This window comes from Pseudoalteromonas sp. MT33b (assembly GCF_014117385.1).
In the GTDB taxonomy this organism is placed as follows: Bacteria; Pseudomonadota; Gammaproteobacteria; order Enterobacterales; family Alteromonadaceae; genus Pseudoalteromonas; species Pseudoalteromonas lipolytica.
In genome coordinates, this window is sequence record NZ_CP059831.1 from 1,442,956 (window position 1) to 1,459,334 (window position 16,379).

Here is a 16,379-nt window from a genome sequence, read left to right on the forward strand (position 1 = left end):
AAAGACTCTTAATGAAACTAACAACAGAAGGAACGAATATGAATTGGCTTGCTAACGTATGGAAAAATAACCGTTCATTGATTGTATTCATCTGCTTAATGAGTGTATTTAGGAGTGCTGTTGCCGATTGGTATGAAGTACCCACAGGGTCTATGAAACCGACAATTGTTGAGGGAGACCGTATTTTAACCGATAAAATGGCCTATGATTTACGGTTACCATTTAGTCATATCTCACTGGCGCGCCTTGATGAGCCAAAAGCGGGCGATATCATTGTATTTGATTCAACTGCTGCTAATAACCGCTTAGTCAAACGTGTGATTGCAGTGCCGGGTGATACGGTTACTTTAGTTGATAATAAATTGATTATTAATGGTCAAGCACTTGATTACTCGCTAGTGGATGATGAAGCAGGGCAGCAAACGTATTTAGAAAATCTTGCGGGTATTAAACATGCAATTCAGGTGTCGAAGACCCCCTCTGTGATGCAGCATTTTGCGCCAGTGGTTATCCCTGCAGATATGTATTTAGCGATGGGAGATAACCGTGATAACAGTGCAGACTCGCGTGTAATCGGTTTAGTGCCGCGTAGTGAGCTGTTAGGAAAAGCAGAAAGGGTGCTGGTGTCGCTTGATTATGATGATCATTACTTACCCCGCAAAGAGCGGTTTCTTAAAGATTTATATTTAGCACCCTGAAGATGAAATAGTTAAGTGTGAGTAAGCGTCAGATAATAATTGGCTATTTATCGTTTTGTGTCTCAATATTGACTACATGAAAAATAATACGTCTAAATAAGGAATAATCAGTGACGGACAGCAAACGATTTAAGCCTTTTATTGTTTACTTTTTATTGATGAGTTTTGTTGGGTTAGTTGCATGTGGTTCGAGTTCAAAGACTGAAAACCCAATCGCAACCGAGCCTGACAGCTCACTTCCTAATAATAGCACCGGCATTGTTGATAATAGCGCAAGTGCTGATTATAACATTATCATTTATGGCAATAGTCATAGCGCAAAACTTGCGACCTTGCTTGAGCAGTTAATTTCGAGTGAGTTAAGTAATAGTCAGGTTGTGACCCTCACGGTGAGTGGCCGTTTTTTGGATGAAATAGTTAACTCCCCCGGGAATATCGAAAAGCTAAAACAAAACAAGTGGAGTCATGCGATTTTTCAAGGGCAAAAGTATTCTCAATCGGGATCTGTAAATTATTCTACGGCAGAAACCGAGCGTCTAATTGCGAATGCAAAAGTGCTGGGAATCACGCCAATTCTATTCCCTGAACACCCACAAAGGGGGGATAGTAAAGAAGGTGAAGCGGTTTATAAGTTACATTTATCCATTAGTGATAAAGAAACGAGCTGTGTTGCGCCCATCGGTTTAGTGTGGGACAACGCGATAGCAAGATTACCAGAAGTGAATCTATACCATAGTGACGGTAATCATGCCTCGGATGCTGGGCATTTGCTAACTGCGATGACCTTTTATGAAATTATTACCGGAGAGCTTGCCGATACGCTTTCTTACAGCGCCTCTTTCCCTATTACTGAGCAACAGCACCAAGTATTTGGCCAAATTATTACCCAAGTATTAACCGAACACCCCGCGTGCCCAACAACATAAATGCCGAATATAAAAAAACCGTTGTGTTTGCACACAACGGTTTTTTTACAATAAGGTTTTACCTTACATGACACGCATGCCTGGCTCTGAACCCTCATCAGGGTTAAGAATATAGATTTCTTTGCCGCCAGGGCCTGCTGCTAACACCATGCCTTCAGACATACCAAAACGCATCTTACGTGGTTTAAGGTTCGCTACCATAACGGTCAGCTTGCCTTCGATGTCTTCAGGCGCATACGCAGATTTAATACCGGCGAATACCTGGCGAGTTTCGCCACCTAAATCTAACGTCAATTTTAATAACTTATCAGCACCTTCAACGTGTTCTGCTTTTGCAATTTTCGCTACACGTAAATCAACTTTAGCAAAATCATCAAATTCGATTTCAGGGCTGATTGGCTCTTTCGCTAATGGGCTATTAGGATCAATCTTGTCTTTTTCAGCGACGAGGCTTTCTTTTGATTCTTCAATCATTTTATTTACTTTATCCATTTCAACGCGTTGCATTAACGGTTTAAATTTATTAATAGCATGACCCACAAGTGCTGTTTGCACACCTTGCCATGTTAATGCGTCATTTAAAAAGGTTTCAACATTGGCAGCCATTCCTGGTAAAACAGGCTTTAAGTAGGTGATAAGCACACGGAACATATTGAGACCAAGTGAGCACACGTCATGCGCTTCTTGTTGTTTTGCTTCGTCTTTAATTAACACCCAAGGAGCTTTAGCATCAATAAATTGGTTGGCTTTGTCTGCAAGCGCCATAATTTCACGAATAGCACGGCTATAGTCACGATTCTCGTAATGATTAGCAATGCTGTCTGATGCCGCTTGGAATTCACTTAGTAACGCTTCATCCATCACTGTGTCGCTTAGTTTCCCGTCAAATTTCTTGGTGATGAAACTAGCACAACGGCTTGCAATATTGACCACTTTACCAACCAGATCTGAATTTACACGCAGGGCAAAATCTTCAAGGTTTAAATCTAAATCAGTAATACCGTTGTTAAGTTTTGCCGCGTAATAGTAGCGTAGGTATTCAGGGTCTAAATTATCTAGATAAGTACGTGCCTTTACAAAAGTGCCTTTAGATTTAGACATTTTTGCGCCATTTACGGTGACAAAGCCGTGAGCGAATACATTCGTTGGTTTTCTGAAGTTTGCCCCTTCTAACATGGCAGGCCAGAATAAACTGTGGAAGTAAATGATGTCTTTACCGATAAAGTGGTAAAGTTCGGCTTCTGAGTCTTCACGCCAGAACGCATCAAAGTCGATGCCTTTCTTGTCACATAGGTTCTTAAAGCTGGCCATGTAACCGATGGGTGCATCTAGCCATACGTAGAAGTATTTACCTGGAGCACCTGGGATTTCAAAGCCAAAGTAAGGTGCATCACGACTGATATCCCACTGCTGCAGGCCATCTGCAAACCATTCGTCTAACTTGTTAGCCATTTCTTGTTGGATAGTGCCAGAGTGTAACCACTCTTTTAGCATGTCTTCAAAGGCTGGCAAGTCAAAGAAGTAGTGCTCAGAGTCTTTTAACACAGGCTCCGCACCCGACATGACAGAACGTGGATTGATAAGTTCAGTTGGGCTGTATGTTGCACCGCATGCGTCACAGCTATCACCGTTTTGATCTTCAGACTTACACGTTGGGCAAGTACCTGTTACAAAACGGTCAGGTAAGAAAATGCCTTTTTCTGGATCAAAAAGCTGAGAAATAGTGTGCTTCTTAATGTGGCCCGCATCATTTAAGCGGTTATAAATAAGCTCGCTTAACTGCTTGTTTTCTTCGCTGTGAGTGCTGTGATAGTTATCAAATTCTATGTTGAAATCAGCAAAGTCGCGTTGGCGTTCTACACTGACATTTTTAACCATTTCCTCTGGCGTGATCCCTTGTTTCTGCGCATTAAGCATAATGGGGGTGCCGTGAGCATCATCTGCGCACACGTAATAGGTCTCATGACCTTGTTGCTTTTGAAAACGCGCCCAAATATCAGTTTGGATGTATTCTAATAAATGACCTAAGTGAGTCGGGCCATTGGCATAAGGTAATGCGCTAGTAATCAGGATCTTTCGCTGTGCCATAATCATTCCGAATTGAGGATAGTTCGTTGCAAAAATGCATGAATATCATTATTTAATTCATTGCGAGTTGCCTATATACAAAACAACGCAATGATATTATCTAATTGTCTGGTTTTAATGCCTTGAATGTTACATAATTCCGAAGCACTTTTCATCAAAGAAACGCTATTTTATTGCTATGTTTGGACTGTCAAAATTATTCTCTGGTAAATCGGCTGAAAAAGAACCGCTACTTGATGCGTTAGCTGCTTATAGAAGCAGCGCATTTGCGATTGGGATTGAAGCCCAATGGGTAAAAGAAATAACAATAAATACCGACAAAAGCTTTAAGGTTAAGCTGGAATTACCCTTTGCTGGCAAGGGAGAATTAGCACAAATCGGAGAGTTTGTTAGCAATAAGCTCTCAGTATCGGTGAGCATCGACGCCGAGGTGTCATTACCCAACCAATGCTGCTTTAAGCAGATTAAGCAGATTGTACTTGTTGCATCTGGCAAAGGGGGAGTGGGTAAGTCGACAACGGCTGTGAATCTTGCTTCAGCACTTGAGCAAGAGGGAGCTAAAGTGGGGATTTTAGATGCTGACATTTATGGCCCATCGATCCCTTTACTTTTAGGTCTGCAGGGTGCTGAGCCTAAAACACTGGATAATAAAAACTTATTACCATTTGAAGCACATAATTTAAAAGCGCAATCAATTGGTTTCTTAGTGCCGAGTGATGATGCAACAGTGTGGCGAGGCCCCATGGCATCGGGGGCGCTTAATCAACTTATGAATGAGACCGATTGGGGTGAACTTGATTACCTCATCGTTGATATGCCGCCCGGCACCGGTGATATTCAACTAACCATGAGTCAAAAAGTACCTGCTAGTGGCGCTGTAATTATTACAACACCGCAAGATTTAGCCCTAGCTGATGCACAAAAGGGGATTGCTATGTTTAATAAGGTCAATATTCCAGTATTGGGTCTTATTGAGAACATGAGTTACTTTTTATGTGGTCATTGCGGCGAACCCAATCATGTATTTGGCAAAGATGGCGCTGTAAAATTAGCTCACCGCCATGGTGTGCCTGTATTAGCCAACATCCCTCTTGCGATTGAAATACGTGAAAGCTCGGAGCAAGGGCAGGTAATTTCTCGAGATAATGCAGCATCAATCAGCGCTACCTACAAAAATGCTGCACGTATCCTAGCCAGCAGCTTGCATTACCAGCAAACACAAAATAGTTCGGTAGAAATACTGATAACAGAAGATTAAACACAGAAAAAAATGTTAATTTCTTGTTTTTTATTACTCATTGTGACAATGAGGTATTTGTGTTTTTGTGCTTAATCAGTGCATTTACTGCCCTTTAGAGTGTTTTTTGTCTACTTAAAAGACACAAATGTTCGATTTTTGTTAATATTTTATTGCCTTTTCACAACCCTGACATACGCTTTTGTAAGCGCTTACATTGTTTGGCTTTTTATTTGCCCTTAAATGTAAGCGCTTACAATTGGCTGATTAAAAAAATACTTATACCGATCAGCTGAGTACTAACAAACACTCATGTTAGGGTTCAATGTAATGAACAGAATTAAAACACACATAACACAACTTGCGATGGCGCTTTCTGTAGCGACATTAGCTGGCTGCGGTGGCTCTGCCACAGAAACAAAAATCGACACTATCAACCCAAGTGAACCCACTTCTGATTGGGTGATGATATGGGAGGATGACTTTAATGGCGATTCAATTGACGATGGTAAATGGAACTTCGAAGTTGATTGTGCCGGTGGGGGTAATAACGAAAAACAATGTTACACCGACAGCAAAGATAATGCTTTTGTTGAAAATGGCATTCTAAATATTGTTGCACTGCCCGCAGAGGAAGGTGCGACTAAACCGTATACCTCAGCACGTCTAAATACTCGCTATAAAGCTGATTTTAAATACGGACGCTTTGAAATGCGCGCTAAACTGCCAAGTGGTCAAGGTGCATGGCCTGCCTTTTGGATGATGCCCACAGACGAAGTATACGGCGGTTGGCCCCGCTCTGGTGAAATTGACATTGTTGAAGCCGTGAACCTTAAAGTGCCTACCGATGATGGTCTAGAATCAAACATCTACGGAACATTGCATTATGGTAAAGAGTGGCCAAATAACGATCAAAGCGGCAAAGCGTATACCTTTGATCAGGCGTCAAACCCTGCAGATGATTTCCATACCTATGCAATAGAATGGCAAGAGGGAGAAATTCGCTGGTATGTTGATGACTACCTCTACGCGACTCAGCGAAAGTCTGAACTGCTTTATAACGCCAGCGGCGAAGCGCTAGCGCTAAAGCATAAAGGATGGTATTCAGAATATTTCGACCAAACAACGGGTGAACTAACGACATTTTGGGATGCTTCACCCTATGATCAAGAGTTTTACTTGATATTAAACTTTGCAGTTGGTGGTGATTGGCCAGAAAACGTTAATGCGACGGGCATAGATACGAGTGCATTCGAAAATGGTCAAGCGTTCGAAATTGATTATGTACGAGTTTATGAGTGTGCTCAAAATCCAGACACGGGTAAAGGCTGTGAAACTGTCCGCCCAGGGTATGACAGCGTAGAAGATGCACTGGTAGAAGGTGCTGCACCAGCCCCAACGCCGCCAAGCGATGGCACGGTTACGCCGCTTACCATTTTTGATGGTAGCTTCAATCCAAATTGGCCTGCATGGGATTGCTGTGGTGGTTCTACACCCGCCCTTGTTGAAGATGTAGAGCGTGGCGAAGTAGTTGAGTTTAATATTGGTGCGCAGCCAACAGTGAATGGATTTATTAGTCGTGAAGCCTTTATCACTGACGAAAATGGTGTTGCTTCACCTTATGATGCAAGTGCTATGTTGGAGGATGGTTACGTACGATTTGATATGCAAATCATGTCATTACCTGCCACGCCAGATGCTCCTTGGCTTTTTAAAATAGAAAGTGACGAGGGCAGTTCTGCAGTCGAAATGAACCTTAACATGAGTACTGAAGGTGCTGAACCTGTCGTCGGTGAATGGCAAACCTTCACCTTTCCACTGCAAGCACTTGCAGATGCAGGATTAAATGTGTCACTTATTGATGTCATCATGATCTTCCCTGCATGGGGTCAAGGTGAGGGTGCAGTTTATCGTGTTGATAATGTTGAAATTACAAACGGCGCATCGACCTCTTTACCTTCATTAACGTTATTCACAGATGAAACGAACATTGACTGGCCGTTGTGGGATTGTTGTGGTGGCTCAACGCCAATTGAAGTCATGGATGATGAGGCTCACGGGGTAACAGCAGAGTTTTCTATCGGTGCTCAACCGACAGTTATGGGCTTTATTAACCGGACATCATCAGGTGGTAGTGGTTCACAATTTGATGCGACAGCGCTTGTGGACGAGGGGATGTTGCAGTTCGAAATGAAAGTGATATCTCTGTCGAGCACACCAGAGGCAGCGTGGTTGCTAAAAGTTGAATCAGACAACGGTACAACCGCTGTGGAGGTTAATCTGAACACCAGTGTTGAGGGGGTTGACCCTGTTGCGGGTGAATGGCAAACCTATACTTTCCCTATTAGTACGTTGCTGCAAGCAGGCTTAGATGTCAGCGCTATTGATGTGATCATGATTTTCCCTGCTTGGGGTCAAGGTGAAGGGGCTGTATATCGTGTAGATAATGCACGTATTTATGCACCAGAACCACAGTCTGATCTCACATTATTTGCTGATAATGTCGCTGAGCAATGGAGTATTTGGGATTGCTGCGCAGGCAGTACACCAACAGTTGAAACGGATGATGAAGCGCATGGTGCTGTGGCTGAGTTTAAAATAGGTGCAACAGCTACTGTTATGGGCTTTTTAGCTGCTGATGGCGTGAGTTTTGATGCTTCTCATATGGTTTCTGAAGGGGTTGTTCGTTTTGAAATGAAACTGGTTTCAAATGCCAGCAATCAAGATGCGCAGTGGTTGTTCAAAATCGAATCGAATGATGCAGGTCAAGCTGTTGAGCTTGCGCTAAGTGCAAGCCAAGAAGGCGTCGAGCCTGTGGTCGGGGAATGGCAAACTTACACCTATACATTGTCTGACTTGCTCAGTGCAGGTCTTGATATTAGTGCAATAGACGTTGTCATGGTATTTCCCTCGTGGGGCATGGGAGAAGGTGCGGTCTATCGTATCGATAATGCCGTGATTACAAACCCATAATTTCATCTGACAACAGGCTAGGGTGCACACAAAACAGCACCCATTTTACATGACAATTTTTTGCAAAAGCAGGTAATCATGAAAAGCACAAAATTAATTAAAACACCTCTTGCAGCATCAATCGCAATGATCCTGACAACAGGGTTTGGCAATCTCTCAATGGCGTATGCTCAAGATGAGCAACAGCAAGTAGATAAAGAAATCGAAGTCATCGAAATTAAAGGTATTCGTGGCAGTATGATCCGTGCCATGGACATGAAACGAGACGCAACGGGAGTGATTGATGCCATCTCAGCAGAAGAAATGGGTAAATTTCCCGACACCAATTTGGCCGAGTCATTACAACGTATAACGGGTGTCTCTGTCAGCCGCTCGAATGGCGAGGGGAGTGAAATCACAGTACGGGGGTTTGGCCCTGAGTTTAATCTTATCATGTTAAACGGACGTCAAATGCCGGGGACGGGTTATACCCGCTCTTACGCACTTGAAAATATTGCCGCAGATGGTGTCAGTGCGCTCGAAGTGGCTAAGTCAGGTCAAGCTGATGTGCCAAGTGGGGGCTTGGGGGCGACGGTCAATATTATCACGACTCGCCCATTGAATAGCCCTGGTGAAAAATTTAGTTCCTCAATTAAGGCTATTCACGATTCGTCAAACGAGGCAGGTGATGATGTAACCCCTGAGTTTTCTGCCATGTACAGTAATACCTACGCTGAAGATTCTGTTGGTTTTGCGGTATCGTTTTCTCATCAAGAGCGTGATTTTCAACAGCAAAATGCCAATATTCAGGGTTGGCAAGCCAATGTCGATTTACCGACGCTAGATGAGGGGGCATTTATCGACCCGCGTGCAGTCGACAGCGAAGGTAAACGTGTTGGTAATCATTTCTTCCCGAAAGATATGAACTACAGCATTGCGGATGCCGAACGTGAACGTACAAATGGTCAAGTGACTTTGCAGTATGCGCCCATTGATAACTTTGTTGCTACGCTTGATTACACAGCAAGCCGAGCAATCACAGGCGTTAATACCGTTGGTTGGGGTATCTGGAACGAGTTCGGTGGTAACATCAATCGCTATGAACTGGATGAAAACGGTACTGCATTATTCGCTGATATTAGTGGCAACGATGGCTCATTCACAGCAAATCGAGAAACCACTGAAGTTAAAGCACGCTCAATTGGTTTAAACCTAGAGTGGCAAATTAACAATGAATGGGAAGTAGAGTTCGACTACCACGACTCTAAAAATGAAATAGACAACGGTGCTGATGACGGATTAGGTTCATCGGGGCAAATCATCCTCGGTTCAGATCAATTGCGTAGTAAGGTTTACGATTACCGTACAGGTGAGATCCCGCATGCTTACGTTAATTGGAACAACGGGACTACGGTACTAGACCCAAGCGAGATTGACTCAAATTTCAGCCAGTTTATTTACTCTCCGGGTGAGTCGAACGTTGAGCAAGCGCAGTTGCATACACATTGGTTTAATGAGCGTTTTGAAATCCCATTGCTAAAAGTGAAATTTGGTGCTGCACATACAAAACAAACCATGGGTGGGTTCACTGCATGGAGTGGTTTGCGAGGGGGTCCTGGCTTTAACCCATCATTCACAGAAATCTTTCCTGATGGCATGTTCACCTACAAGGAAACGGGTGACATGTTAGATCAATTTGAGGGGGGAGGCAGTGATTTACAACCGAACTATTACTATACCTACAGTTTTGAAGAGGCTTTAGCCCGGCAACTCGCTTACTTAAACGAAGATCTTTTAGGTGATAACTACTATTCAATCGATCCCTTTTTCGATGGCATTGACAGTGAAAGTTATGTTGAAGAGAAAACGCAAAGCGTCTACGTGAATACGTTGTGGGAATTTGATGCCGCTAATCACTTTGTACAAATTAATGCTGGGCTTCGCTATGAAGAAACGGATGTCACCAGCACGGTACGCCAACGTGTTGAACAACAAGTGAATTGGGTGAGTGAATCAGAGTGGATCATGCAATATGAAGCTGGCGGCACCGATAACTTTTACCAAGAACAAGGCAATTATGATATTTGGTTACCTAATATTGATGTAAAAGTAGAGTTAACCGATGAACTCGTTGGCCGTGTTTCGTGGGGTAAAACGATGGCTCGAGCTCCTTTGGGCGATTTAGCGGGTGGACGCAGCCTGACCGGCAGTCCAAAACCGGGTGCTCGCACGGGTGGGCAAGGTAACACGAACCTGTTGCCATTTGAGTCTACAAACTTGGATGTGTCTATTGAATATTACTACGGCGAAGGCAGCTATGCGTCTGTTGGTTACTTTAAAAAAGACGTGGATAACTTTATTCAACGTCAAATCACTGAAACGACAATCGATGGCCTTTACGATATTTTAGACGGGCCGCGTTATCAAGAAGCCATTGCAGCTATTGAAGCGCGTAATGAGCAAGTCACAAGCAAAGCCATTTTTAACGAAATGATTGCCCTTGGCTATGGTAATGCTGATGGTGAAATAGAACCAAGTAGTTCAGACCCGTTAATAGTGTGGAATATTACCCAGCCGCAAAACACGGACAGTAAGTCAGTTGATGGTGTAGAGGTTGCGATACAGCACTTGTTTGGTGAAAGCGGCTTTGGCTTAGGTGTGAACGCGACATTTGTTGATGGTGATGTTGAATTTGACGTAGACAGCCTAACACAACAGTCGCCACTACCAGGTTTGAGTAATTCTGCAAACTTCCAAGCTTTCTATGACAAAGACGGTTTGTCGGTAAAAGTGACCTACGCATGGCGTGACGCTTACTTGATTGGTGTTGGCCAATCACAAGGCTCAGCGGATGCACCACCACAGTTTGGTGACACATTCGGGCAGTGGGACTTAAGCGTAAACTACGATATAAACGAAAACATGACGGTGTTCTTTGAGGGAATTAACCTCAATAATGAAACCGAGCGCAGTTATGGCCGTTACGAAGAGCAGTTTTTGTTTGCTCGTCAATACGGCGCTCGTTACGCAATTGGTGCACGCTACATGTTTTAAACAACACGTTATCTCCCAAGACATGAAAGCCGCTCTCTGAGCGGCTTATTTACTATTTTGCGCACTAACATCGCGAGAGTACGAACTCGTTAACGTATTTGAAGGTTCATATTTTCTCAGCTTATGTCGCGTCTTGTTATACATTCATTGTATTAAAAAAATCATTTCACCCCATACTAAACGTAAAAGTTATTCTTAACGGTTTAAATGAGTATAAAAAATTAATTCATGAAGAAATGTCTGTAAGACTAACTTGATAAGTGAGTTTTGTGTCACAATAATCCCAGCATACTGTGAGCTTTAACGCTTATTGATTGCATTAAATGCATGAACTAACGTGAAGCAAGATAATTTTTACAGCGCAACATGTTGATAATAACTGTTTGGCTGTTTTAGGTAGAATAATAAATGAGATTATCAGATACCCATATTCAGCAATATATTAACGAGGGTCGTATCGTTATAGAACCTTCACCGAGCAAAGACATGATTTCTGGGGTGACGGTAGACTTACGTTTAGGCAATAAGTTTCGAGTGTTTCAAGATCATACCGCAGCTTACGTTGATTTAAGCGGTCCGAAAGATCAACTTAATAAAGCGATGGAATCAATTATGAGCGACGAAATCGTGTTAGCGGAAGAAGAAGCCTTTTTTCTTCACCCAGGCGAATTAGCCTTGGCGATTACGCATGAAAAAGTTACGTTACCCGCTGATATTGTGGGTTGGTTAGATGGCCGCTCCTCACTCGCTCGCCTTGGTTTAATGGTGCACGTAACGGCACACCGAATTGACCCAGGTTGGTCAGGTAATATTGTGCTTGAGTTTTATAACTCGGGTAAATTGCCTTTGGCATTAAGACCCATGATGAAAATAGGGGCGATGAGTTTTGAGACCATGACCAGCCCAGCCGAAAATCCTTACAACACCCGTAAAGATGCGAAATATAAAGATCAAAACTCGGCGGTAGCGAGTCGTATTAGCGACGATAATAAGTAAGCTTTTCTTATGTGGCCTACGGGCCACAGTACTTTAATTGCAAATCGTTCCCAAAAGTTGGCAATTTACGCTGTTCCCCCCCATACTTTTAGCTGGTGTTTAATGGCACGGAGCTAAAATGCTTTCAATCAGCAGGTGCATCCTTACGTTTTATAAACAGCTGGTAACTGCTACTTGTTGTCTTTTTTTGTATACCTTTACAGCGACTTTAAATGCGGCTGAACTCCCTGTTTGGCTGATAAACACTGATGACCCAGTTTTTATTGTTAGCCAATCACTGCAGCAGAAATTAGACGATAAGCATAAAGTAAATATGCTTGAACCCAAAACACTTCGCTTAAAAGCACACAGTTCGTATTGGCTTGTCATCGACTTAAATAAGTTACCAAGTAATCAAGACTACGTTGTGTATATTGCTGAACCCAACTTAACGTGGAAAAAGTTTTATCTTCTTGATGATTTATTACAAATTCAAAATAAAGATAGATTGGCATCATTAGTCAGCTTATCGAGTGTGCGACCACACTGGTTAGTCGATCACAATCGTCAAAATCGCTGGGCACTTCTTAATTTCCAACATGAGCATGCGATATCAATTGAAGTCGGGGTTGTTTCAGCTAAAACGTTTGAAGTTAATTTACACCAAACAATTTTGGGGTATGGCGCTATCCTGGGTGTCTTGGTTTTATGCATGTTTGTATGTGGGGTGTATTACTTCATATCGAAACGCTTTAAGTATCTGACATTAAATGCTTACTTCGTTTTAGTGACCATTGGATTTATGATAGATAATGGTTTAACGAGCTTTTTTGTTAGCGGGTTAGAGTGGAGCGCTAAGTGGCTTATAAACCAGTATGCATTGTGTTTTGGTGCTTATTTTTTGTATCACTTTGCTGCAATAAACAGACTTAAAAGTCACTATAAATCGGTGTGGATCGCTTTATTAGGTGTGTCAATAATTACTGCAATAATGGCTTCGTTATTGCCGCAACTCAATCTGCAATCGTCGTACATTTTTAGTTGTATTGTCTTTTTAATGCTCGCAGGTATTGCGATTACTATTTTGTACAAAGGAAAAGGTGAGCGTACGCGTTTAAGATTATTAATGGTGCTTACATTGTCTGTTCAAGCGTTTAGTTGGTTGGTGTGGAATGGCTTTGGTGTTGGTAATCACACCATGCAAAATGTCATTCTATTATTCACATCGTTAGCTATTAGTTCATTGTTGTTACTTAAAGATAGACACAGAATTTCATCATTTAATTATTCAATGACACATGATGCGGATACAAAATTACCCAATAAACAATTGCTACTGAGTGAAATAATGAAAAAAGTAGCGCACAAACAACATTTTTCTGTGATGTTGTTCAGGCCCCATGTCTTGGTAAATGCCAGAGCAACATTTGGCTATGAGCATGCTAATAACTGCATTGTGACTACGCTGGATGTACTTACCCAACAGCTTGAATCGATTAATGCTTTAAGGCTGGAAACCCATGTTGATCAAGGTGTCTGGATAGCACGCGTTGATGACAGTATTTTTGCTTGTGTTGTAATGGGGGAGTTGGAACTGAGTCATATAGAGCAATTTGCTTGTTTGATTCATGGAGTGTTTGAAGAGGGCATCACGCATAACAATGTAAAATTAGTTGATAGTGTTGATATTGGTGTTGCCCATTATCCTTTACATGGTAATACCGCCAGACAAATTCTACAGTGCGCGATTCAAGCTATGAGTGAAAAGCGCCTGCAAGGTGAGCGCTGGCGTATGTTTGATTTAGAAAGTGCGAGACTCTCAGAGCAAAGGCTGCTCATTGCCGCATCATTAAAATTAGCGATTGAAGAAGACCAATTAAACTTACATTTTCAGCCACAGATATGTTTAGAAACGGGTGATATTGTGGGTTGCGAAGCGCTACTTCGTTGGCATCACCCTGCACTTGGAGCAATCGGCCCTGATACCTTTATTCCGATTGCTGAGTCCTCAGGGGTCATTAATCAACTTACCGAGTGGGTCGTTGCGAAAGGCATAGAATGGCAAGCAAGGTTTTGTGAGTTAATACCTGAGCATGTCATTTCTATTAATATCTCGGCAAAAGATTTGCTCAATAAAGATTTACCTGTGCTGTTTATTACTAAGTTAAATGAGCTAGGTGTAAGTGCTGATTCTGTGATGCTTGAGTTAACAGAATCAGCGACCCTGGAAGAAAGTAAAAATATAAAAATAACACTGGACGATTATCGCTTAATTGGTGTGAAACTCGCCATTGATGATTTTGGTACAGGTTACTCTTCACTCGCTTATTTAAGTCAACTGGGCTTTGATGAGGTGAAAATTGATAAGCAGTTTGTTCTTAATCTCGCTTTTTCGTTAAATGATCAAAGTATCTGTAAAGCAACCTGTGATATTGCTAAAACGCTCGGTGCCAAAGTGGTGGCCGAGGGCATTGAAGACCCGCAGAGCTTGGCCATTTTACAACGTTATGGCTGCCAAATAGGGCAGGGATATTACTTTTCCAAACCGCTTGAGGCTGACGATTATTTACTGTGGATCAAGAACTTTAAGTCGGTTGATGTTAGCCACGATGTAAAAGCACACCTAGTTGATTAAAATACCGTAATAATGCGTCTGAGCAGCGTGATGTATGCTCTATGCTTGGGTAAATTAAACCACCGTCATTTAAGCCACTCACTAAAAAACTATTTTTAATCGCAGGATGGACAGCAATGCATTGCTCAAAACACCGTGCCGCAAGTTCTTCTGGCATGCTCATATAAATATGCTGTCGTTGTTTATCAAAGGCTATCGATTGTGTGACGAACTCGTTTGGGTTATTACCTTGAGTATCTAAAAAAACCTGATGAAAAAACTGATTGAGGAAATGATTTAACGGGTGTGTTAAATCAGGTGTTTGGGTTAACCACAATGATGAGCAAAACTGCATGGGTTGTCTGTGTGGGAACATATGCTGGCAAATATGGTGATCAAAGGCATGAAACCACTCATGTGCGAGGGCTCCTCCTCCGGCATTTTTTGCCAGAGCAAGTGTTTGGCTTTGCGCATTATAATGTGCTTGCACTCCTTTTTGACCGCCATGACCGAAAGCAAAATTCAGTTTGCCACGAAGGCCCATTGCCACAGGTGGTAATGACAGTATTTGTGCGAGATCTGCCAGCGCGTCATAAATTAAATTTGCAGCTAATAATCGTTCTTGCTTGGTAACCCAATGACCCACAACGAGGGTACGAAATCCGAACGTGTCGCGAATATCGTCAAAATCAACTTGGTCATCAAAACGGTAATCGGGACCTTGGCGGCTAAACCCCGCACTTAAACGTTTAGACACTCGCATTATAAGTAACGTGCCTTGACTGCTTGAGGCATGTGCTGAGTTTGTTTTTCAACAAGCGCCGTGAGTAAGTGATAAAGCGGGTCAACATTACACTGTTCGATTAAATTAAGGCTCTGTGCAACGGCTTCTAATGTCGACAAGCTATCGGCGCGAGGTGCTTTTCTGATCACGTATTTGTTTTTTGGTAAAGTGGCGAAGCTGACAGCCTTGAAGTGCTGCAAACTTGGGGTCAGCATCAGCATTTTGTAGGCTTTTTTCCATGTGCCATCAAGCACCACTAAATGAGTAAGCTGTTGTTTAAAGTCTAATGTTGCATCAGTGCACTTATCAAGCATGATTGCATTATCGGCGGGATACAACAGTGCCGTGCTCTGTGTTGGCAGTGAGGCAAGCTCAGGAAAGTCTTGTTCAGACTCGCCACTCAAAATAATACAGTTCGCTAAACCTAATTTAAGCAGGTGCGCTGTGTTTTTAGTTACTTTTTCTTCGCTAGGATGACGTAATATAATGATTTTTAGTTTATTATTAATTATGCTTATCGCATTACATAAGCAGGTTCTGACTGAAAAGCCACAACCCGAACACAGTTCTCTAGCCATATTAAACTTCTAGCATACAATTAAAGTATGGCTATTATACATGAGCTCTGGTCATAGGGTTGCTTTTTTACAATGAACAGCTAGAGTTGCGATTTAAATGATGACGTTTTTGATCAAGGGATAAACATGACGACGATCACAATAGATGAAGGTGCACTTGAAGGTATGGAATCGCTTTTGGGTGATCAATTTGCCGACACCTTAACCTTTTGCTGCAGTGAGTTTCAACGCTTGAGTGGTGAAGTTTTAGCGAATTTGGATTCAGAAAATGAAGTTGCTGCGCGTCATGCACATAGCTTAAAGTCAAATGCTGCGCAATTCGGTGCATCGAGCTTATCTGATGTTGCTCGCGAAATTGAACAGGCGTTAAACGAGGGGCATGTGGATACAGCAATAGAAAAGTCACAAAACCTTGACGCGCAAGTTGCAGGTTCAGTTGAAAAACTACAGGCCTGGTTTGCTGGTCGCTAATA

11 protein-coding genes are annotated in these 16,379 nt (G+C 42.4%); 8 read left to right on the forward strand and 3 right to left on the reverse strand.

Annotated elements, in window-relative coordinates:
- Positions 1 to 38 precede the first annotated feature (38 nt).
- A complete protein-coding gene (gene lepB / locus H3302_RS06690; RefSeq protein WP_083202816.1) occupies positions 39 to 698 on the forward strand; it encodes a signal peptidase I in 660 nt (219 codons plus the stop codon).
- 110 nt (positions 699 to 808) lie between these two features.
- Positions 809 to 1,624: a hypothetical protein gene (locus tag H3302_RS06695; RefSeq protein WP_256719242.1), complete on the forward strand. Its 816-nt coding sequence runs from the start codon at positions 809 to 811 to the stop codon at positions 1,622 to 1,624.
- A gap of 63 nt (positions 1,625 to 1,687) precedes the next feature.
- Here H3302_RS06695 and metG read toward each other — a convergent pair whose 3' ends face one another.
- The gene (gene metG / locus H3302_RS06700; RefSeq protein WP_075593658.1) at positions 1,688 to 3,712 is read right to left on the reverse strand and encodes a methionine--tRNA ligase; all 2,025 of its coding nucleotides are present in this window, start codon (positions 3,710 to 3,712) and stop codon (positions 1,688 to 1,690) included.
- 178 nt (positions 3,713 to 3,890) lie between these two features.
- On the opposite strand from metG, the gene apbC reads away from it, so the two are divergent.
- The 5 genes from apbC to H3302_RS06725 all read left to right on the forward strand — a co-directional run bounded on the left by apbC (position 3,891) and on the right by H3302_RS06725 (position 14,565).
- Positions 3,891 to 4,970 carry an iron-sulfur cluster carrier protein ApbC gene (gene apbC / locus H3302_RS06705; protein ID WP_180311515.1) on the forward strand — a complete coding sequence of 360 codons (1,080 nt, stop codon included), beginning with the start codon at positions 3,891 to 3,893 and terminating at the stop codon, positions 4,968 to 4,970.
- Positions 4,971 to 5,279: 309 nt separating this feature from the next.
- On the forward strand, positions 5,280 to 7,922 hold the full coding sequence (locus H3302_RS06710; RefSeq protein WP_036968942.1) for a glycoside hydrolase family 16 protein: 2,643 nt from the start codon (positions 5,280 to 5,282) through the stop codon (positions 7,920 to 7,922).
- 126 nt (positions 7,923 to 8,048) lie between these two features.
- Entirely contained in the window at positions 8,049 to 10,955 is a 2,907-nt protein-coding gene (locus tag H3302_RS06715) for a TonB-dependent receptor (protein ID WP_409076802.1), read from the forward strand.
- A gap of 408 nt (positions 10,956 to 11,363) precedes the next feature.
- On the forward strand, positions 11,364 to 11,951 hold the full coding sequence (gene dcd, locus H3302_RS06720; RefSeq protein WP_036968938.1) for a dCTP deaminase: 588 nt from the start codon (positions 11,364 to 11,366) through the stop codon (positions 11,949 to 11,951).
- Positions 11,952 to 12,138: 187 nt separating this feature from the next.
- Positions 12,139 to 14,565: an EAL domain-containing protein gene (locus tag H3302_RS06725; RefSeq protein WP_176714570.1), complete on the forward strand. Its 2,427-nt coding sequence runs from the start codon at positions 12,139 to 12,141 to the stop codon at positions 14,563 to 14,565.
- On the opposite strand, the gene H3302_RS06730 is transcribed toward H3302_RS06725, so the two are convergent.
- Positions 14,531 to 15,310 (reverse strand): CLCA_X family protein, encoded by a 780-nt coding sequence (locus tag H3302_RS06730; protein ID WP_371915637.1) that lies wholly within the window; start codon positions 15,308 to 15,310, stop codon positions 14,531 to 14,533. The genes H3302_RS06725 and H3302_RS06730 overlap by 35 nt on opposite strands.
- A complete protein-coding gene (locus tag H3302_RS06735; RefSeq protein WP_065979822.1) occupies positions 15,307 to 15,906 on the reverse strand; it encodes a tRNA-uridine aminocarboxypropyltransferase in 600 nt (199 codons plus the stop codon). The genes H3302_RS06730 and H3302_RS06735 overlap by 4 nt, the downstream gene beginning before the upstream one ends.
- 126 nt (positions 15,907 to 16,032) lie before the next feature.
- On the opposite strand from H3302_RS06735, the gene H3302_RS06740 reads away from it, so the two are divergent.
- Complete coding sequence (locus H3302_RS06740; RefSeq protein ID WP_065979823.1) at positions 16,033 to 16,377, forward strand: Hpt domain-containing protein; 345 nt, start codon at positions 16,033 to 16,035, stop codon at positions 16,375 to 16,377.
- The last annotated feature ends 2 nt before the right edge of the window (positions 16,378 to 16,379 follow it).

What these genes read in the sequence shown, in the direction of transcription:
- lepB (WP_083202816.1), top strand. Translation starts at nt 39, where the DNA reads ATGAATTGGCTTGCTAACGTATGGAAAAATAACCGTTCATTGATTGTA.
- metG (WP_075593658.1), bottom strand. Translation starts at nt 3,712, where the DNA reads ATGGCACAGCGAAAGATCCTGATTACTAGCGCATTACCTTATGCCAAT.
- apbC (WP_180311515.1), top strand. Translation starts at nt 3,891, where the DNA reads ATGTTTGGACTGTCAAAATTATTCTCTGGTAAATCGGCTGAAAAAGAA.
- H3302_RS06710 (WP_036968942.1), top strand. Translation starts at nt 5,280, where the DNA reads ATGAACAGAATTAAAACACACATAACACAACTTGCGATGGCGCTTTCT.
- H3302_RS06715 (WP_409076802.1), top strand. Translation starts at nt 8,049, where the DNA reads ATGATCCTGACAACAGGGTTTGGCAATCTCTCAATGGCGTATGCTCAA.
- dcd (WP_036968938.1), top strand. Translation starts at nt 11,364, where the DNA reads ATGAGATTATCAGATACCCATATTCAGCAATATATTAACGAGGGTCGT.
- H3302_RS06735 (WP_065979822.1), bottom strand. Translation starts at nt 15,906, where the DNA reads ATGGCTAGAGAACTGTGTTCGGGTTGTGGCTTTTCAGTCAGAACCTGC.
- H3302_RS06740 (WP_065979823.1), top strand. Translation starts at nt 16,033, where the DNA reads ATGACGACGATCACAATAGATGAAGGTGCACTTGAAGGTATGGAATCG.